Source organism: Desertihabitans brevis (assembly GCF_003327535.1).
GTDB lineage: Bacteria > Actinomycetota > Actinomycetes > Propionibacteriales > Propionibacteriaceae > Desertihabitans > Desertihabitans brevis.
In genome coordinates, this window is the sequence record NZ_QOUI01000008.1 from 87,233 (window position 1) to 106,749 (window position 19,517).

General features: G+C 72.3%; 16 protein-coding genes. 10 read left to right on the forward strand and 6 right to left on the reverse strand.

Annotated elements, in window-relative coordinates; all coding sequences use genetic code 11:
* Nucleotides 1–55: 55 nt before the first annotated feature.
* Nucleotides 56–1,030 carry a zinc-binding alcohol dehydrogenase family protein gene (locus DT076_RS20035; protein WP_233493967.1) on the reverse strand — a complete coding sequence of 325 codons (975 nt, stop codon included), beginning with the start codon at nucleotides 1,028–1,030 and terminating at the stop codon, nucleotides 56–58.
* A 111-nt stretch (nucleotides 1,031–1,141) separates the two neighbouring features.
* Here DT076_RS20035 and DT076_RS13495 point away from each other — a divergent pair, with 111 nt between their 5' ends.
* Both DT076_RS13495 and DT076_RS13500 read left to right on the forward strand, forming a co-directional pair.
* Nucleotides 1,142–1,759, forward strand: coding sequence for an isochorismatase family cysteine hydrolase (locus tag DT076_RS13495; RefSeq protein ID WP_114127213.1), 618 nt, complete (start codon nucleotides 1,142–1,144; stop codon nucleotides 1,757–1,759).
* The gene (locus DT076_RS13500; protein WP_158548137.1) at nucleotides 1,756–2,199 is read left to right on the forward strand and encodes a MarR family winged helix-turn-helix transcriptional regulator; all 444 of its coding nucleotides are present in this window, start codon (nucleotides 1,756–1,758) and stop codon (nucleotides 2,197–2,199) included. Before DT076_RS13495 ends, DT076_RS13500 begins: the two co-directional genes overlap by 4 nt.
* A 271-nt stretch (nucleotides 2,200–2,470) precedes the next feature.
* On the opposite strand, the gene DT076_RS13505 is transcribed toward DT076_RS13500, so the two are convergent.
* The 3 genes from DT076_RS13505 to DT076_RS13515 all read right to left on the reverse strand — a co-directional run bounded on the left by DT076_RS13505 (nucleotide 2,471) and on the right by DT076_RS13515 (nucleotide 5,475).
* The gene (locus DT076_RS13505; RefSeq protein ID WP_114127214.1) at nucleotides 2,471–3,535 is read right to left on the reverse strand and encodes a TRM11 family SAM-dependent methyltransferase; all 1,065 of its coding nucleotides are present in this window, start codon (nucleotides 3,533–3,535) and stop codon (nucleotides 2,471–2,473) included.
* Nucleotides 3,536–3,943: 408 nt separating this feature from the next.
* Complete coding sequence (locus DT076_RS13510; protein ID WP_114127215.1) at nucleotides 3,944–4,339, reverse strand: hypothetical protein; 396 nt, start codon at nucleotides 4,337–4,339, stop codon at nucleotides 3,944–3,946.
* 119 nt (nucleotides 4,340–4,458) lie between these two features.
* Complete coding sequence (locus tag DT076_RS13515; RefSeq protein WP_114127216.1) at nucleotides 4,459–5,475, reverse strand: LacI family DNA-binding transcriptional regulator; 1,017 nt, start codon at nucleotides 5,473–5,475, stop codon at nucleotides 4,459–4,461.
* A gap of 209 nt (nucleotides 5,476–5,684) precedes the next feature.
* Between DT076_RS13515 and DT076_RS13520 the strand changes: the two genes are divergently transcribed.
* The 7 genes from DT076_RS13520 (at nucleotide 5,685) to DT076_RS13550 (ending at nucleotide 15,737) form a co-directional block, all read left to right on the forward strand.
* The gene (locus DT076_RS13520) at nucleotides 5,685–6,884 is read left to right on the forward strand and encodes a Gfo/Idh/MocA family protein (RefSeq protein WP_114127217.1); all 1,200 of its coding nucleotides are present in this window, start codon (nucleotides 5,685–5,687) and stop codon (nucleotides 6,882–6,884) included.
* Complete coding sequence (locus DT076_RS13525; RefSeq protein ID WP_114127218.1) at nucleotides 6,881–7,729, forward strand: sugar phosphate isomerase/epimerase family protein; 849 nt, start codon at nucleotides 6,881–6,883, stop codon at nucleotides 7,727–7,729. The genes DT076_RS13520 and DT076_RS13525 overlap by 4 nt, the downstream gene beginning before the upstream one ends.
* A 173-nt stretch (nucleotides 7,730–7,902) precedes the next feature.
* Nucleotides 7,903–8,904: an ABC transporter permease gene (locus DT076_RS13530; RefSeq protein ID WP_233493958.1), complete on the forward strand. Its 1,002-nt coding sequence runs from the start codon at nucleotides 7,903–7,905 to the stop codon at nucleotides 8,902–8,904.
* A complete protein-coding gene (locus DT076_RS13535; protein ID WP_233493959.1) occupies nucleotides 8,901–9,863 on the forward strand; it encodes a carbohydrate ABC transporter permease in 963 nt (320 codons plus the stop codon). The genes DT076_RS13530 and DT076_RS13535 overlap by 4 nt, the downstream gene beginning before the upstream one ends.
* Nucleotides 9,864–10,010: 147 nt before the next feature.
* A complete protein-coding gene (locus DT076_RS13540; protein WP_114127220.1) occupies nucleotides 10,011–12,017 on the forward strand; it encodes a heparinase II/III family protein in 2,007 nt (668 codons plus the stop codon).
* Between the two features lie 64 nt (nucleotides 12,018–12,081).
* Nucleotides 12,082–13,737 (forward strand): type 2 periplasmic-binding domain-containing protein, encoded by a 1,656-nt coding sequence (locus tag DT076_RS13545; RefSeq protein WP_114127221.1) that lies wholly within the window; start codon nucleotides 12,082–12,084, stop codon nucleotides 13,735–13,737.
* Nucleotides 13,738–13,805: 68 nt separating this feature from the next.
* A complete protein-coding gene (locus DT076_RS13550; RefSeq protein WP_114127222.1) occupies nucleotides 13,806–15,737 on the forward strand; it encodes a DUF2264 domain-containing protein in 1,932 nt (643 codons plus the stop codon).
* A 222-nt stretch (nucleotides 15,738–15,959) separates the two neighbouring features.
* Here DT076_RS13550 and DT076_RS13555 read toward each other — a convergent pair whose 3' ends face one another.
* Nucleotides 15,960–17,708: an acyltransferase gene (locus DT076_RS13555; RefSeq protein WP_114127307.1), complete on the reverse strand. Its 1,749-nt coding sequence runs from the start codon at nucleotides 17,706–17,708 to the stop codon at nucleotides 15,960–15,962.
* A 112-nt stretch (nucleotides 17,709–17,820) separates the two neighbouring features.
* Nucleotides 17,821–18,396: a TetR/AcrR family transcriptional regulator gene (locus tag DT076_RS13560; protein WP_114127223.1), complete on the reverse strand. Its 576-nt coding sequence runs from the start codon at nucleotides 18,394–18,396 to the stop codon at nucleotides 17,821–17,823.
* Nucleotides 18,397–18,465: 69 nt separating this feature from the next.
* On the opposite strand from DT076_RS13560, the gene DT076_RS13565 reads away from it, so the two are divergent.
* Nucleotides 18,466–19,515: a zinc-binding dehydrogenase gene (locus DT076_RS13565; RefSeq protein WP_114127224.1), complete on the forward strand. Its 1,050-nt coding sequence runs from the start codon at nucleotides 18,466–18,468 to the stop codon at nucleotides 19,513–19,515.
* The last annotated feature ends 2 nt before the right edge of the window (nucleotides 19,516–19,517 follow it).

Here is a 19,517-nt window from a genome sequence, read left to right on the forward strand (position 1 = left end):
CAGAAGCGCACGCTCAAGCGGGCCCATCACGCTGTCAGGGCAGTGTCGGGCCGTCTCAGCGTGTTGTGACGACGAGCTTCCCTGCCACGGCGCCGTTCTCCATGTCGGTGTGGGCCTGCACGATGTCGTCGAAGGCGTAGACGCGCCCGATGGGCAACGTGGCTGCGCCGGAGGCGACGGCGTCGAGGAAGTGCTGCAGTACCTCAGCGGGGAGGTCGCTGGCCTCGCCGGAGTAGGCGGTCAGGCGGACGCCGTTGGGCAGGAAGTCGATCGGGTAGAAGTCCGGGACGGTCCACTGGTTGCTGAGCATGCCGGTGAAGCAGACCGTGCCGTGCACGGCCGTCGCGCGCAGCGTGTCCCGCAGGGTGGGGGTGCCCACCAGCTCCACGGCACCGGAGACGCCCCCGGGCACGATCTGGCGGACCTTCGCAGCGATGTCGCCGTCGTCGATGATGACGTGTTCCACGCCGGCAGCCTCGAGCACCGCGGCCCGGCCGGGGTTGCGAGTGGTGGACAGCACAGTCAGGCCGCGCTGCTTGCCCAGGACGGCCAGGGCCAGGCCGATCGAGGAGGTACCGCCGCGGATCAGGAGGGTGTCACCAGGCTGGGCGTCCACACCGGTGGTGAGGGAGCCGTGGGCGGTCTGCAGCATCTCCGGCACCGCACCGAGCACCGCCCAGGCCAGGTCGCTGGTGAAGGCAACGACGGAGGTGGCGGGGACGGCGACGTACTCGGCGTAGCCGCCGTCGATGGTGCGTCCCATCCCGCCCATCAGCGCACCCACCTGCGTCCCGGGTGCGAACTCGCCACCCGGTGCGTCGACGACGACCCCGGTGGCCTCGATGCCGGGAACCCGGGGGAAGGAACCGAAGGAGCCGAGCCCCTGGCGGAAGTGCAGCTCTGAGCGGTTGAGCCCGAAGGCCTCCACCCGCACGAGCACCTGCCCCGGCTCCACCGGGGGTCGCGGGACGTCCCGGATCTGCAGGGCGTCGGGTCCGCCCGGTCCGTCGAGCACGATGGCGCGCATCATCTCGGTCACAGCTGGTCTCCTCCGGTCAGGGTCTGTACCAGGGAACAATCTTCCACGGAATATGCTTCCCCCGGGTATCACCCTGTTCCTCTCGCTAGGAGATCTGGTCTCATGACCACCACACCCACCGACTCCACGCGCACGGCCGTGCTCGTGATCGACATGCAGAACGACGCCGTTCACCCCGACGGCGCCTACGCCTCCACCGGTGCCGCCGAGCACGCCGCCTCCCAGCAGGTGGTGGCCAACGTCGCCGCCGTGACCGCAGCCGCACGCGCAGCAGGTGTCCCCGTCGTCTACAGCCGGATCGTGGTGCACCCGCTGCGCGGCCTCAGCGGCGACAACGCCCCCATCTTCCGCATGCTCGCCCCCGACTCCTTCAAGGTCGGGACCTGGGGCGCGGAGATCGTCCACGAACTCGCCCCCCAGCCCGGGGAGCTCGCCCTGGACCGCACCCGGATGAGCGTGTTCAACGGCACCGAGATCGACACCCTGCTGCGCAACCTCGGGGTCCGCACTCTCGTGGTGGTGGGCGCCTGGACCAACATGGCCGTCGAGCACACCGTGCGCGATGCCGCCGACCACGGCTACGAGGTGCTCCTCGTCCAGGACGCCACCTCCAGCCTCAGCGCCGAATGGCAGCACGCCGCCACCAACTTCGCCCTGACCAACATCGCCACCATCTCCGAGACCGCGAGCGTCACCGCCGCCATGAGGGCCGACCGGTGAAGCTGTACGACATCTTCTTCGACCTCACCCGCCTCGAGATGCAGCTGTGGGACCAGGTCGACACCGCCCTTCGTGCCGCGACCGGCGTGCCACTCGGCCGCTTCGAGGCTCTGCTCGTCCTGCGCCGGCTCGGACCCAGCCGCGTCCAGGACCTCTCCCGCGAGCTGTCCCTGACCGTCGGTGGCACCAGCAAGCTGGTCGACCGGCTCGAAGCCGCCGGACTGTGCACCCGCACCGCCAACCCCGCCGACCGGCGCTCCTCGGTCATCACCCTCACCGCAGCGGCGCAGCCCCTGCTCGACACGGGCGAAGCGGTCATCACCTCCACACTCGAGACAGCCCTCGGAGCACACCTCAGCCCCGACGACTTGACCTCCCTGGCCGGGCACCTTCAACAGCTCCGCCGCGCCGCAGACGGTGGGAAAGCAGGGCACGCGTGATCTGGACGCTCGAGCTGGCCTACGCCCGACACCTCGCACGGCTCGACGCAGCCCCCCGTCCACCGCGCCATCCCGACGACGACGGGAGGGGCCGACGCGCTGATGCCCCCTTGGGCGCCGTCCAGCCTTCAGCGACCACGCCGGGCCCTGGCCGGTCGGTGTAGTAGTGCAACGGCCCGCGGCGCCCGGTAGCGAACCGAAAGAGGGATACCTCACCAATGACGTATGTGGCCAGTGACGATCGTTTCTGAGCCCGCCACTTGCGCGTCTCTCACCGTCGTGTGCGGGTGAGCACGAAGGCGCTGGGAGTGGCACCGTTGTATCGGAAGAGTCGCTCCTTGACGAGCTTCAGACCTTTGGTGCGTTGCACGGTGGTACGGAGGAGTTGCTTGTCCTCAGTGAGCAGGACGGCGCGTCCGCTCCGGTTGAGAGTCCGTGCGATTTCGTGGAGCAGTGCGGGATAGAGGCTGGCGTTGCTCTCGTGGCTGCCTACTTGCTTGCCGAAGGGCAGGTTCGAGATGACTCGGTCCAAGCTGCCGCTCTCTGCCGAGATCGGGGTCGCGTTTGCGAGCGTGAGCTCGGCGTAGACGTCGTGGCGTTGCAGGTTCGCCCGGGCGATTGCCAGCGTGCTGGCGTCATGGTCGGTGCCGCTCAGCTGCGCCCCAGACGTGTTGTAACGGGTGGCGATGAGCAGCGTCGCCGTGCCGCAGCATGGGTCATGAACACGTGCACCCGAGGTCGGTTTGGCGAGGCGGACCAGGGTCTCGGCCACCAGCGGTGTGGTGGACCAGGGCACTCGATCCAGAGCCGGGAACCGTCGACTGAAGTACAGGGCTCCGAGTTGGGCTGTCCAGCTGGCGTGGTCGGTGGTGATGTTGACGTCCCAGTCGGCTGGGTCGTTGATCCAGCCGAGAGAGGCTTCGATGTTTCCGATGACTCGTTGGCGGAGGTTTGAGTCGGCTGAGCCCACGCGGAAGCGGATCGGATGGTCGGTGGTGAGGGTACGGAGGGTCCCGCGCTGCAGTGAGTGGAGGAGTGGCGTGAGGTTGGGTTCTTGACGCAGTGGGCCGGGGAGGGGAATCGCGGCGGTGGAGTAGAGCCGTGAAGCGTGGAGCCGGCGGAGCGTGCCTTGCACATGAACGGTGACCGCAGCGCGGTGTCGAGCTGTGCTCACGATGTCGGAGACGCTGGACAGGTCGGCTTGAAGGAAATCTTCGGTGCCCTCGATCGTCGTGAGCGTGAGGGTGTCGTCTACGAACTGGTCGAGGTCGAGTGCTTCGGACTGGCCGAACCCCTGCGGTAGGAAGGCAGGATCGAACGAGGAAAAGTCGGGCATTGGATGTGCGCTCCAGAGGACCGTTTCGCTGTGGGGCGAGAACGTGAGCGCGCCAAGCTGGCCTACCAGTGGGAACTGGCAGGTCAGGGGCGCGCTCTAGGAACGTGACATCGCGATGATCCTAGTCGGCGCCCTCAGAGCCCGGAGGATCCGGCCGCGAGAGTGGATGTTGGCGCCACCGACACCCGGTGCAGAAGCGATGGTTTTCGAGCGAGCCGAGGAGCTCCCCAAGCTGGCCGCCAAGGGCGTTCGGAACCCCTGCTCACTGGTTGCCCTACGGAAGGGTCGGCGAATGCGGCTTCTGTGCAGAGGAAGGCGCCACCCACCAGGATGCGTGCCGGCGGCTCTGCTCAGCGCACAAGGCAGGAGAGTCGCAAGCGCCACGACGTCTACGCGGTTCGTCCGCACTCAGCGCCGTGGGCGGACGGCTCCGCGGGTCCGGACCCGGCGGGCGGACCGACGAGCGAGGACGGTGATGAGCAGGTCGGCCACGGTGAGCCCGATCGCGACGACGAGGGCCGCTCGGCGGGCCGCATGCGCCGGAGGCCGCCCGCGCAGGAGCAGCAGGCTCAGGGCCACGTCCATGACGTCCTCGGCGACGAACATCCACAGCCGGGCACTGGCCGGCCGGCGGACGAACGCCGCGAGCACCGCGACCTGCCGGACGCCCAGGCACCGCGCCAGGGTGGTGCTGCGCGGGTCCCGCAGCCCGAGCCGGCGGGTCAGGGCGCCCGGCGCCAGCAGGAACAGCGCAGCCAGCAGCACGCTCGGGACGACCATCAGCCAGAAGGTGGGGCGGCTCACGCGGTCGTCCTGGCTCACCTCAGCTGGGTACCCGGCCCGCTCCGGACGACACGGAAGGCGCTCGGCGCGGCCGCAGGCGCCCCGGTGTCGCCACCGGTACGCAGGTCTGGCCCGGGTGCTCAGGAGCGCACCGGCCCGGTCGAGCCCCGCACCACCAGGTGGGTGGGCAGCACCACCGAGCGGCGCTCGGTCCCGCCGGTGAGCAGCAGCGACACCGCCGTCCGCGCAGCGCGCTCGGTCGGGCTGGCGATGGTGGTCAGGGCGGGGGAGGTGCACGCCCCGATGAAGGTGTCGTCGCACCCCACCAGGCTGACGTCCTCGGGCACCCGCACGGAGCGCTCGGCGAAACGCTGCAGCATGCTGATGGCGATCATGTCGTTGAACGCGATCACCGCGGTGGCGCCGAGGTTCACCACCGCCTCCGCGGCACCCGTGCCGGCGGCGTGGGACGGCGGGTGTGGTCCGGTGCGGGTGGCCTTCGCCCCGAGCCGGGCGGCGGTCCGGCTGATGCTGCGCCAGCGCCGCTCGCTCGACCAGGACGTCCGCGGCCCGCTGACGTAGACGATCCGGCGGTGTCCCAGCGAGACCAGGTGCTCGACCGCCTCGGCCATGCCCGCCGCGGTGTCGAGGACCACGCTGCCGCCCTGCCGCCGGGGGCGGTTGATGGTCACCAGCGGCACCGTCGCCCGCTCCAGCGCGTCGATCCGCGCGTCCGGCAGCCGGGGGATGCCCAGCACCGCCCCGTCGCAGAGGTCCTTGGCTCGGGTCAGCAGCACCTCCTCCAGCGCGTCCGATCCCTCCGTGTCGATCAGCAGCTGGTGCCGCCCGGCGGCACGCAGCTCGTGGTGGGTGCCGCGGATGAGGTCGACGGTGAACGGGTCGCTGATGTTGGGCACCAGGACGGCCACGACCCCGGTCCGCACCCCCTCGCCGGCCGGTGGACGGGCCGGACGCGAGGACCGGTAGCCCAGCTCCTCGGCGGCCACCTCGATCCGGTGACGGGTGTGCACGTTGACCCGTCCGGGGTCGGACAGGGCGCGCGAGACCGTCGAGACCGCCACCCCGGCGCGCGCGGCCACGTCGGCCAGGGTGGTGCGCCCGGCCGCGCCGCCGACCGGCGCAACTGGGGACGCCATGCCGAGATCGAACCACCATGGCAACTTCTTGGCAAACCACTTCCGCTGTTGCCAGCGCCGGATCTACGCTGCACGACCATGAGCCACGACGTCGTGGGCAGCGAGCCCGTTCCCGCCGACGCCGTCGTGGAGCAGGGCACCCGCCCGCCGACCGGCTCCGGCGCCACCGCCGGACCCCGCCCGAGAACCTCCTGAGGAGTCCCCCTGCCATGAGCACCACCTCCAGCCCCACACCGACGTCCGGGCCCGTGCGCGTCCTCGTCGTCGGCTGCGGCGTCATCGGCAAGCACCACGGCATCGTGCTGACCCGGCACCCCTCCTTCGAGGTGGTCGGCCTGGTCGACCCGGTCGCCGAGCGCGCGAGCGCCGTGGCGCAGGCCGTCGTCGACGAGGGCGGGACGGCCCCGCAGGAGTACACCGACCTCGACACCGCGCTGGCCGCCGGTGGCGCCGACCTGGCCGCCATCTGCACCCCGAGCGGGATGCACGTCGACCAGGCCGAGCAGGCCCTGGCCCGTGGCCTGCACGTGGTCATCGAGAAGCCGCTCGACGTCACCGTCTCCAAGAGCGCCCGCTTCACCCGCCTGGCCGCCGAGGCCGCTGAGCGCGGGCAGGTCGTCTCGGTGATCAGCCAGCACCGCTTCGACCCCGGGGCGGTGGTGGTGCGGCGCACCCTCGACGAGGGCGGCTTCGGCACCCTCACCTGCGCGCTGGCCTCGATGTCGTGGTACCGCAGCCAGGGCTACTACGACTCCGGCGACTGGCGCGGCACCTGGGAGCTCGACGGCGGCGGCGCGGTGATGAACCAGGGCGTGCACACCGTCGACCTGCTCCGCTGGTTCCTCGGCCGCCCGGTCGAGGTCTTCGCCCACGTGGCCCAGCTGGCCCACGAGCGGGTCGAGGTGGAGGACACCGCCACGGCCACCGTCCGCTTCGAGTCCGGTGCGCTGGCGACCATCTTCTGCACCACCGCGGCCTACCCGGGCCTGACCACCCGCGTCCAGGTGCACGGCACCCGCGGCTCGGCGATCATCGACAACGACGAGCTGCGCTACCTGCACGTGGGTGACGGAGAGGCCGCCGACAACCTGCGCGCGGCCAAGGTCACCGGCAACCAGGCCGAGGCCGCTCTCGGCGACGAGTTCGCCGGCTCGCGCAACGAGCCCGACAAGTTCGTCGCCGGCCACCTGCGCCAGTACGACGACATCGCCGCGGCGATCAGCGAGGGCCGCGCCCCGCTGGTGGGGGCCGAGGACGCGCTGCTCTCCCAGGCCCTGGTGCGCTCGATCTACGTCTCGGCCGCCCTCGGCCAGGCCGTCCAGGTGCAGGACGTCCTCGACGGCCGCCACGACGACGTGGAGCCGGTCGTCCCCGGCGCCACCCCGGCCACCGTGGGGGTGCCGGCATGAGGTTCTCCGTCTTCACCGCCTCCACCCCGGAGTGGACGCCCGAGGAGGCCGCCCGCACGCTGGCCGAGCAGGGCTACGACGGCATCGAGTGGCGGGTCGTCGACGACCCGGGCAGCCCTGACGGCAAGCCCGGCTTCTGGCGCGGCAACCAGGCCACCTGGCCGCTGACCGGGCTGGAGGAGTCGGTCGAGGAGATCGCGCGGGTCAGCAAGGAGGCCGGGCTGGAGATCTCCGGGCTCTGCCCCTACGTGCCGGCCACCCGCCGCGAGGACGTCGAACGCGTGATCGCCGCCACCGCGGCGGTCGGCGCCAAGCAGCTGCGGGTCAGCGTGCCCGGGGTGGGCGCGGACGAGACCTACCCCGAGGTCTTCGACCGGGTCCGCGAGGCCTACGCCTGGGTCGCCGAGCGGGCCGCGGCCCACGGCGTCAAGGCGCTGGTCGAGCTGCACCACCGCACGCTCACGGCGTCGGCCTCCTCGGCGCTGCGGCTGCTCGACGGGCTCGACCCGGCGGCCGTGGGCGTCATCCACGACCTCGGCAACCTGCTCGCCGAGGGCCAGGAGGACCACCGCTGGGCCTTCCAGCTGCTGGGTCCCTACCTGGCGCACGTGCACGTCAAGAACGGCGTCTGGCGCAGCACGGGCACCCGTGACGACGGCACGGTGGACTGGGAGTTCGGGTGGGCGACGCTGCGGGCGGGCCAGGCCGACGTCGCCGCCTACCTGGGCGCCCTGGCCGAGCACGGCTACAACGGCTGGGTGACGGTGGAGGACTTCTCCACCGAGCTCCCGCTGGCCGAGCGCACCGCCGACAACCTGGCCTACCTCCGCTCGCTGGTGGCCTGACCTCCGGAGCCCGGCGGCTCTTTGCCGCCGGGCCGAGGAGAAAGTTGTGGCAAGGTCTTGCCACATCCCACGCGTCCGGGATTGACTGTGCCGCAGTCGCCACCCCCGCCGGGCAGGCTCGGCCTCCGGGCAGCGTGACGCGACGGACCTCCGACGAAGCAGGTGAGAACGACATGGCGCTCGACCAGTCAAGCAAGCGCTTACGAGACACCCCCCGTGCCCGCGCGATGGGCGCGGTGCTGCCGGCCGACCGCGGTGGCGACCACCGCCGCCGGACGAACCGCTGGACCCGCGACCGGCTGCTGGTGCTGCTGGGACTGCCTGGCGCCGTGGCGCTGCTGATGTTCCAGTACGTGCCGCTGCTCGGCAACGTCATCGCCTTCCAGGACTACCAGCCCTACCTGGGCGTGGGGGAGTCGGAGTGGACGGGGCTGGAGAACTTCTCCTTCCTCTGGGAGGCCGACCCCGAGTTCCTCACCGCGCTCTACAACACGCTGGTGCTGACGCTCATCCAGACGGTGCTGGTCTTCCCCATCCCGCTGGTGCTGGCGCTGCTGCTCAGCAGCCTCGCCGGTGAGCGGCTGAAGCGGGTGCTGCAGTCGGTGCTCTACCTGCCGCACTTCCTCTCCTGGGTGATCGTGGTGTCGCTGTTCCAGCAGATGCTGGGCAACGCCGGCATGCTCAACACCTTCCTGGTGCAGAACGGCCTGCCGATCGTCGAGATCATCGGCGTCCCGGAGCTGTTCAAGGCGCTGCTCACCTCGCAGGTGATCTGGAAGGACGCCGGCTGGGGCACCATCATCTTCCTGGCCGCGATCTCGCGGATCGACCAGGAGCAGTACGAGGCCGCCGCCGTGGACGGCGCCAACTCCTGGAAGCGGCTGTGGCACATCACGCTGCCGGCGCTCAAGGGCCTGTTCATCCTGCTGCTGATCCTGCGCCTGGGCCAGAGCCTGTCGGTCGGCTTCGAGCAGATCATCCTGCAGCAGGGCCCGGTCGGCATCCCGGCCAGCGAGGTGCTCGACACCTACGTCTACAACAACGGCATCCTCGGCGGCGACTGGGGCCTCTCGGCCGCGGTCGGCCTGGTCAAGGGGATCGTCGGGGTGCTGCTCGTGATCGGGGCCAACAAGCTGGCCCACGTGTTCGGTGAGAGAGGGGTGTACGAGAAGTGAGCACACAGGAGTCCACCATCGGCACGGACACCGTGCGCGACGAGATGAAGGCCAGCGCCCGCACCGGCGAGCGCAAGCGTCCGGTCTGGATGGAGAAGCCCAGCCTGCTGGTGCAGATCGGCAAGACCCTCGTGCTGGGGATCTCGGTCGCGCTGGTGATCGTCCCCTTCTGGTCGATCATCGCCACCTCGCTCGCCTCCCAGGAGACCATCAACGCCGCTGCCGGCGGCATGGTCATGTGGCCCGGCCCGATCGACCTGTCCTCCTACACCGCGGTGCTGGGTGGTGGCGTCGTCACCCGGGCGATGATCATCTCGATCCTCATCACCGTGGTCGGCACCCTGCTGTCGCTGGCCACCACCGCCGGGCTGGCCTACTGGCTGTCGCGGTCCGGGGCGGCCGGCGCCAAGCCGATGACGCTGCTGGTGCTCGGTGCGGTGCTCTTCACCCCGGGTCTGATCCCGACCTACCTGGTGGTGCGCCAGCTCGGGCTCATCGACTCCTACTGGTCGTTGATCCTCCCGGTGATGATCAACGCCTTCAACGTCATCGTCATGCGGGCCTTCTTCCAGGACCTGCCCCGGGAGCTGTTCGAGTCCGCCGCCATCGACGGCGCCTCGAGCGCCACCATCCTGTTCCGGATCGTGCTGCCGCTGTCCAAGGCGGTGCTGGCGGTGATCGGGCTGTTCTACGCCGTCTCCTACTGGAACGCATTCTTCAACGCACTGCTCTACATCCAGAGCACCGACAAGTGGCCGATGGCGCTGGTGCTGCGCACCTACGTGGTCAACCAGACCTCCATCGGCGGCGACCAGCTCGGGGCGACCGAGGCGCTGCCACCGCAGCTCTCGCTGCAGATGGCGATCCTCGTCATCGCCGTCGTGCCGATCCTGCTCGTCTACCCGTTCATCCAGCGCCACTTCGCCAAGGGCGTGATGATCGGCGCCGTCAAGGGCTGAGCCCCGCCCCCACGCCACCGACCGGAAAGGAGTCACCGTGCCATCCACAGCGCCCGGGCGTCGCGTCGACGCGGCCGGTGCCGAGGACTCCGTCCAGCCGGTGGGGTGGGACGGGCCCCGCCGGCACGGGTCGAAGGAGCCGGGACGGTGAGGGCGACCCCTGAGGCGTCCTCGCCCGTCGACGAGGTCCGCCCCTACGACCTGCCGGCTGACCCGACGTTGCCCTACGGGCGGGGTCCGCTGACGGCGATCATGCCGCCGGCGGTGGTGCGGGAGGCCCTCGGGACCTGGCACCCCTTCCCGACCGTGGCCGAGCGCGCCGCCTGGGACGCCGTGCCGGCCCCCCGTCGGCGCGAGGTGGTGGAGCGGGCCGAGGCCGCATTGACGACCCCCTGGCCCGAGCTGCGCGCCTCGTTGTTCGCCGAGTTCCACCGCGTGGGCAACCGGGCCAGGTTCGAGCTGAGCCACTTCGCCCGGCGCAGCCTCCTCCGCGACCTGGTCCTCGGTGCGGGCCTGACCGGCGACGCCCGCTTCGACGACCCGGTGATGGACGCGGTCTGGTCCATCTGCGAGGAGTCGTTCTGGGGCCTGCCGGCGCACTCCTTCTCACGACGGCACGCCCGGCTGCCGCTCCCGGCCACCGACGAACCGGTGGTCGACCTGTTCGCGGCCGAGTCCGGTGCCCAGCTGGCCTGGACCCGCCACGTCATGGGGGAGCGGCTGGTCGCGGCCGGCGGCGAGGCCTTCGACGAGCGCGTCGTCGCCGAGATCGACCGCCGCCTGCTCACCCCGGTGCTGGAGCGCGACGACTGGCAGTGGCTGGCCAAGGAGGACCGCAACCCCAACAACTGGACCCCCTGGATCTGCTCCAACCTGCTCGTGACCGCCCTGCTCACCGAGGCCGACGCGGACCGCCGCGCCGTCCTCGTCAGCAAGGTGATCGCCTCCCTGGACGCCTACGTCGCCCAGCTGCTGCCCGACGGCGGCTGCTCGGAGGGGCAGTCCTACTGGGCGGTCGGCCCGGCCAAGCTGCTCGACTGCCTCGAGGCCCTGCGGGGGGCCAGCGGCGGCCGGCTGGACGGGTTCGGCGTGCCGGAGGTCGCCGTGCTGTCGCGGTACCCGGTCGCGATGCACGTCGGCGGGCGGAGGATGGTCCAGCACGCCGACGGCCACGGGCAGTGGCTGCTCGAGGCCTCCGTGCTGCACCGGGCGGGACGGCTGCTCGACGACCCGGAGGCCCGCCAGCTCGCCGTCCACCTCCGCGACCTCCCGAGCGGGCGGCACGAGCGGGCGAGGGCGAGCCTGTGGCGTGGGCTGTCGGAGCTCTTCGAGCCCGGGTACGCCGACGCCCCATCCTGCGACCCACCGTTCCCGCAGCAACGGTGGTTCCCCGACCTGCAGGTGCTCACCGCCCGCCAGACCGGAGGCAGCGCCGAGGGCTTGATGTTGTGCATGAAGGCCGGCCACAACGCCGAGCACCACAACCACAACGACGTCGGCGGGCTGTCGATCGCCCTCGACGGCCAGCACGTCGTCGTCGACCCGGCCGTCGGCGTCTACAGCGGGCAGACCTTCGGGCCACGGCGCTACGAGCTGTTCGAGATGAACAGCGACTGGCACAGCCTGCCGGTCGTCAGCGGCACGGTGCAGCAGCCCGGTGGCGAGCACGCCGCCCGGGCCGTCCGGCTGGAGGAGGCGGACGGCTGCGTGGGTCTGACCGCCGACCTCGCCCCCGCCTGGCCGGCCGGGGCCGGGCTGGAGTCCTACGTCCGCACCGCCATCCTGGACCGCACGGCCGGGCGGGTGGAGGTCACCGACACCTGGCAGGGCGCCGGCGTGAGCTCGCTGGTGCTCCCGCTGACCCTCGCCGTCGAACCGCACCTCGGCGACGTCGAGGACGGCCAGCGCGTCTGCCGGGTCGGGCTCCGCACGGCCACCGGCACGCTCGTGCTGGACGTGGAGGGAGCGCGGGTCGACGTCGAGACCCGCGACCTCGACGACCCCTACCTGAGGTTCCTGTGGGGGGAGCGGCTCTGGCGGCTCCTGCTCACACCGACCGACGGCCCACAGCAGGGGCAGGTGCGGATGGTGTTCCACCGTGGACCCGTCGACCCGCGCGCCAGCCCGCCGGCCGGGGACCCCGTCGCCCACTGACGTCCGGCCCGCCACCACCGAAGCCCATCCAACCCATCACACACCGGATCAGAGAGGATCCTCCATGTCACCCGCAGCCTTCACCCGTCGCCAGCTGCTCGCCGGCGCCGGCAGCTCCGCCCTCCTCATGGGCCTCGGCCTCTCCGGCTGCTCCGGCGGGGGCAGCGAGGAGCGCAACTCCGCCGCGGCCAACACCGCCGTGCAGCTGCCCACCTACACCCCCTACACGGGTGTCACCCCGGACCTGCCGGGCACCGAGCAGGGGGTCGACCCGGCCTTCCGCACCTTCCCGACCGAGAACCCGAGGTCGGTGCCCGAGGTGCCCGGGACGGGCGCGACGATCACCGGTCTGGCCAACATCTACTTCGCGGTGCCGCCGGGCCCGGACAGCAACAGCTACTGGCGCGGGCTGAACGAGCGGATGAACACCGACCTGCAGCTGCAGATGGTCAGCGCCGCCGACTACCAGCAGCGCTTCGCCACCACCATCGCCGGCAACGACCTGCCCGACCTGGTGCAGACGCCGAACGGCAGCCCGGTGCCGGTGCCCAACCTGCCGCAGCTGCTGGAGCGGCGCTTCACCGACCTCACCGAGTACCTGGCCGGGGACGCCATCAACGAGTACCCGAACCTGGCCAACATCCCGACCCGCTCCTGGCGGTCGGCGGTCTACAACGGCGGCATCTACGGCATCCCGATCCCGCGCGGGGCCATCGGCGCCTACCAGTTCATCCGCAAGGACCTCTTCGACGAGGTCGGCGCGCCCACCGAGCTCAAGGGCTACGAGGAGCTGCGCGAGGCCGCCACGGCGCTGACCGATCCGGCCCGTCGCCGCTGGGCCTTCGGCCTCATCGGTCAGGTCCGCGTCATCCTCGGCCGGATGAACGACGAGCCCAACGTCTGGAAGGAGGAGGGCGGCACCTTCACCCACCGCTACGAGACCGAGGAGTTCGCCCAGACCGTCCGCGACCTGACCGAGCTGTGGGACGCCGGCGTCATCCACCCCGACGCCTTCAACCCGGCCAACCCGTTCAAGCAGCTGTTCAACGCGGGCACCATCGCCATCACCGACGACGGCTACCCGGGCTGGAACCAGTACATCCTGGACAACGCGAGCAACCCGGACTTCGAGCTGGGTCTGATGCCGTCCTACCTGCGCGACGGCAGCGGGCTCGCCCCGTGGACCTACGGCAGCGGCTTCTTCTCGATCACCCTGCTGACCCAGAACGACGACCCGGAGAAGATCCGCGAGCGGCTGCGGGTGCTCAACTACCTGGCCGCCCCGTTCGGCACCGAGGAGTACCTCTACCGGCTGTACGGCGAGGAGGGTGTCGACCACGAGAAGGACGACCTGGGCAACCCGGTCCTGACCAAGCAGGGCCAGACCAACACGGTCATCCCGATCCGCTACCTGGCCGACAGCCCGTACACGATCTACCAGCCGGGCCGGCCGGACGACGCGGACGTCCAGCACGCCTACCAGTCGCTGGAGATCCCCACCGGGAAGACCAACCCGGCGATCGGTCTGTACTCCAACGCGGCCGCCACCGACAACGCCACCGCCGACAAGAAGTTCCTCGACGGGGTCAACGAGATCGTCCAGGGCCGCCAGCCCGCCGACTCGCTGACGAGCCTGGTCGACACCTGGCGCCAGGAGGTCGGTGACGCCATGCGCACCGAGTACCAGGAGCAGCTGCAGTCCGGCTCCGCCCCGCGCTGACCGATGTGCTCCGGGCGGGCCCGGGCCGAGCAGGCCCGTGCCCGCCCGGGCGTCCGAGGAGGACCCCCATGACCGAGCCCGACGCCCCGCGCGGCATCGCTGCCGAGCTGGCCGCGATGCCGCTGGACCGCACGCTCTCCCCGGCGACGGGGTGGACCCGCGCCCACCACGAGCGGGTGGCCGACCTCTCCCTGCTGGCGCTGCGGCGCTGGGCCAGCCCCGGGAAGGCCCGGTTCGAGCTGCCGGGTCCGGACTCGGTGGCGGGACGGGCCAGCGACGGCCTGGAGGCGTTCGCCCGCTCGTTCCTGGCGGCGGCGTTCCGGCTGGCCGGCTCGTCGGAGGACCCGCACGACCACGCCGGCTGGTACGCCGCCGGGCTGGCGGCCGGCGCGGACCCGTCCGCGGTCGACCGGTGGCCGCGGCTGGACGAGGTCCGTCAGGCCCGGGTGGAGGCGGCGGCGGTGGCGATCGCCCTGCACGAGTCGCGGGCCTGGATCTGGGACCGGCTCGAGAGCGGCGTCCGGGACCGGCTGGTCGAGTGGCTGGCCGGCTCGCTCGGGGCCGACTACGGCAACAGCAACTGGCGCTGGTTCCAGAACGTGACGCAGGCCTTCCTGCGCTCGGTCGGCGGGCCGGTCGACGAGCAGGAGGTGGCCGACAACCTGGCCTTCCTCGACGGCTGCTACCTCGGCGACGGCTGGTACACCGACGGTCGTCCGGACGGCCGCGCGGGCAACGTCGACTGGTACAACCCCTGGGTCATGCAGCTGTTCTCGCTGTGGTACTGCCGGATCTCCGGCGAGGCCGCCGCGCCGGGGCTGCTGGAGACGAGCCGCTCCCGGATGGCGGCGCTGGTGCCCCAGCTGGTGCGGCTGTTCGGCCCCGACGGCGCGCCGCTGTACCAGGGCCGTTCGCTGGTCTACCGCTTCGCCACCACCGGGGCGCTGTGGGCGGGCCCGGTGTTCGAGCTGGACACGGTGCCGGCGGGGGAGGTGCGCCGGGTCGGCAGCGCCGCGCTGCGCTGGTTCGTCGAGCACGACGCCTACGACGAGCACGACCTGCTCAGCCTCGGCTGGCTGGGCCGGCACGAGGTGATGCGCCAGCCCTACTCCGGCCCGGGGTCGCCGTACTGGTCGAGCCTCGGCTTCGCCGGGCTGGTGCTGGGGGAGGACCACCCCGTGTGGAACGAGCCGGAGCCGGTCGAGGACGCCGCTCCGACGACGCTGGCGGTCGAGCCGGTCGGCTGGCTCGTCGGCCCGCCCACCGACGGCATCGTCCGGGTGGTCAACCACGGCGTCGACCACAGCGGCGCCGCCCCCGGCCCGGAGGACCCGCAGTACTGCCGGTTCGCCTACTCCACCGCCACCGCGCCGGTGCCCGTGAGCCCGGGCGCCGCAGCGGCACCGACCACGGGCGCACCCGACGACCTGGAACCGGTGGCGGACAACCTGGTGGCCGTGCGGGACGCGGCGGGACGCTGGTCGCAGCGGCGTCCGCTGACGTCCACGGTGGTCACCGGTGCCCTGGCCGGGAGCCGGCACGACGTCGTCCTGATGGACGCCGACGGACGGCTGGAGCCGCGGCCCGGGGAGGTCCTGCACACCTGGTCGGTGCTGCGCGGTGCCGTCGAGGTGCGGGTGGCGGTGCTGCGCGCCGACGGTGCCGATCCGCTGCCGCTGACCCTGGTGCTCTCGGGCTGGGCGACCCCCACCGAGGACGTCCACCGGGCCCCCGCGGTCAGCGCGGTGCACCCCCTGCTCGGCGACCTGCGCGTCGGCTCGTCGGTGCACGAGGCCGAGAACCCCTTCGGCCGCCGGCTCGTCGTGCCCTGGGCCGCCGCCGACGACGTCCGCCCCGGGGCCGTGCAGGTGGTCGCCGTGGTGCTCGCCGAGCACGAGCCCGTGCTGCCCGGGGTGTCCCTCGACGGCACCCTCCTCGAGATCCGCTGGCCCGACGGCGTCGGCGACCGCATCGAGCTCGACGTCGTCGACGGCAACTAGCCCGCCGAGGTCGTCCGTGAGCCTGTCGAGGGGCGGCGCAATGCTCGCGCTCCGACAGGCTCAGCGCGCTCCGATCGGGTCAGCCGACAGGGTCGGACGACAGCGCCCTGAGCCTGTCAAAGGGCGATCCCGGCACCACGCCCTTCCGGAAGATGTCGATAGCGGACCATCAGCCCCCTATACGGCCTGATGGTCCGCTATCGACAGCTTTCGGACGAGACCTCAGCCGATCGGGGGCAGGAGGACGGCCGGCTCGGGCTTGTGCACGCCGCGCGGCCGGCGCGGCATCAGCGCGGACAGCCCGACCAGGTCGGCCAGCAGCCAGAGGATGGCCGACCACATCTCCGTGCCCTGCAGCCCGGGCACGGTGGCGGGAACGCCAACCGCGCCGGGGGCCTGGAAGCCGAAGCCCTGGCCGTCGGTCCAGTGCCCGAGCGCGTCGCCGAGCAGGCGGGAGGCCAGCGCGACCACCTCCTCGCGCCGGTGCGTGGTCTGCTGGCCAGCGAGCCACAGCGGGTGGGCGACATCGAGGACGTTGCAGGCGTTCTGCCGCTCGGGCGCGAAGAACCGGGGCTCGGCGGCGTGCGCCAGCGTGGTGTCGACCACCCGCTCCGGGTAGGGCAGCGCCAGCCCGAACTGGGCGTAGGTGCCGCGCGAGGCGCGGTAGAAGCCGTTGACCACCTGCAGCATCCCGTCGGAACCGCTGCTGGTGCCCCACATGCCGGTGCGCCGGTCGGCGCGGACGTGCATCCAGCCCATCAGCGTGGCGAGCAGCTCGGTGCTACCGGGGACGCCGCGCGGGACGTCCCAGCGCAGGGCGGTCCCGAGGTGGTCGACGAACGCCCCCGAGCCCCAGGCGCGGGTGCTCCACGGCTGGCCCTCCACCGCCTCGACGAGGTCGTCCGGGCTGCGACCGCTGACCGCGTGCACCGGGTGCTCGAACCCGCGACCCAGCACGTCCAGGGCGTAGCCGACGCTGAGGATGTGGTAGCCGGCGGGGCCGTCGTGCCAGTCGCGCGCCGCCGGACCGGGACGGCCGGTCTCGTCCAGCTCGGGGACCAGGCCGGTGGCCGGGTCCTGCCAGCCCGCCAGCCGGTCGCCCTGGTCGGCGGCCGGCAGCTGCGGCGGCGTGGTGCCCATCAGGAGGTCGGCGATCTCGATCGCGTCGCACTGGGCGCGGACCGTCGGCCGGGCGCCGGGACGGTCGAGGAACTGCCCGTCCGGCAGTCCCGGCTCCCAGCAGCGGGCCAGCACGTCCTGCCCCTGCTCCCGGGCCCGCTCGAGGTGGGCCAGCAGCCGCTCGGCCAGGGCGTCGGCCGCGCCGTCGGTCGGGACGCCGTCGGCCGGAGGCACCCGCCAGCGCAGCACCCGCGCCGGGTTGCCCCCGACCACCGCGCCCGCGGGGACGTCCTTGGTGACGACCGCGCCGGCGGCCAGCATCGCCTTGTCGCCCACGGTGACACCGTCGACCACCACCACGTGCGAGCCGATCCACACGTCGTCGCCGATGGTGATGCCGCGGCTGCTGATCGGCTGGCGGAACACCTCGACGTCGGGGTCGCTCATGGTGTGGTTGAAGCCGAGCAGCGAGGTGTGCGCACCGATCCGCACCCCGTCGCCCAGCCGGATCCGCCCGCGCACCACGGTGAAGGCGTTGATGGTGCAGTCGCGGCCGGCGACCAGCTCGTCGCTGAGGTAGGCGTGGGCGGCGACGTAGCTCCGGTCGCCCAGCACGAGCGTGGTGTTCTGCAGCGAGGCGTGCTCGCTGAGGAAGCACCGCTCACCCAGCGACCAGCCGGGCCGGGCAGCCAGGGCGTCCTGCTGGCGCTGCCGCTGCGCCTGCTGCGCCTCCTCGTCGGCCTCGCGCCAGAACGACCACGGGGAGTAGTCGAAGTGCAGCGGGTCGACCGGGCGCCGCGCGGTCTCGGCGGGGTGGTCGGCTGGGTCGGAGATCGTCTCGGTGACGGCCATGTCGGAGAGCACCTCTTCGGGCTGGGAGTGGCTCCATCCTCCCCCGGTCGTGCGGGCACCGGCAACGCCCGACCCGCAGGGTGGGACGCCCGCCGCCCGGCCGTCCCGGTGGCTACCCGGTCTCGCCGGCGGCGGCCCGGACCAGGGCGCGCGCGAGGTCGGTGGTGGCCGACAGGGTGTCGAGCGCGAGCGGCTGGGTGGCCAGAGCTCCCTCGTGCAGCACGAGCAGCTGGGTGGCGAGGATGGCCGGGTCGGGGCATCCGGCGGCCGTGGCGCACTCGACGAACAGGTCACGCAGCCAGCGCTTCTGCTCGGTCGCGACCCGGTGCGCGGGGTGGTCGGGGTCGGGCAGCTCGGCCAGCGCGTTGACGAAGGCGCACCCGCGCGTGCTGGTCCGGCTCCACTCCCGCAGCGCCTCGAAGGGTGCCGTGACGGCGTCGAGGGGATCGGCGCAGTCGTCGACGGTGCTCCGGACGAGTGCGCGCCAGCGCCGGTCGCGCTCGCCGAGGTAGGCCGTCACCAGCTGGTCCTTGGAGCCGAACTGGTTGTAGAGGGTGCGCTTGGTGACGCCGGAGCGCTCGGCGACCAGGTCGACGCCGACGGCGGTGATGCCGCGCTCGTAGAACAGCTCCTCGGCCGCGGCAAGCACCCGCCGCCCGGCCGCACTGAACTGTCGCACCTCCGACACCGGAGCCTCCTTTTACTGATCTGTGTACTCTGGACTTCACAGATCAGTATACCGAGGGAGGAGACGGAGATGCAGGTGCCGGAGACGATGCAGGCGGTGCGGATCACCGGCCACGGCGGACCGGAGGTGCTGGAGGTGGCCGACGTCGCCGTGCCGGCACCGGGGCCGGGCGAGGTGCTGGTGCAGGTGGCCGCCGCGGCGCTCAACAACACCGACCTGTGGACGCGGGAGGGCGCCTACGGACGCCCGGGCGACCCGGACGCGCTGTCGGGCTGGCGCGGGCCGGTGGAGTTCCCGCGCGTCCAGGGCGCCGACGTCGCCGGCCGGGTGGTCGCGGTCGGTGCCGGCGTCGACGACGACCTGGGAGGCCGTCGGGTGCTGGTCGACCCGGCCGGGTACGACGGCGACGGGCCCGACGCGAACCCGGTCGGCCTGATGGGCAGCGAGCGCGACGGCGGGTACGCCGGCTACGTCACCGCGCCGGCGGAGCAGGTGCACGACGTCACCGGCTCCCCGCTGACCGACGACCAGCTCGCGAGCCTGCCGACCGCCTACGGCACCGCGCTGGGCATGGTCGAGCGGGGACGGCTCGCCGCGGGGGAGACGGTGCTGGTCTCCGGTGCCTCCGGCGGTGTCGGGCTCGCGGCGGTGCAGCTGGCCCGGGCCCGCGGCGCACGGGTGCTGGCGATCAGCAGCGGCAGCAAGACGGAGGCCGTCCACGACGCCGGGGCGGACGCGGTGGTCGACCGCGGCGGCGACGTCGTCGCGCAGGTCCGCGAGCTCGCCCCGGACGGCGTCGACGTGGTGCTCGACGTGGTGGCCGGTGCGCTGGTGGCCGATGGGCTGCCGCTGCTGCGCGAGGGCGGGCGCTGGGTGGTCGCCGGCGCGCTGGGCGGCTACCAGGTCACGGTGGACGTGCGCCGGCTCTACCTGCACAACGCGCAGCTGGTCGGCTCCTCGATGCACACCCGCCGCCACTTCGAGCTGCTGGTCGAGCTGGCCCGGCGCGGGGACGTCCAGCCGGTCGTCGCCGCGACGTTCCCGCTGACCGAGGCGGCGCGGGCCCAGCAGGAGCTGGCCCGCCGTGAGCACGTCGGCAAGCTCGTCCTGCACCCCTGAGC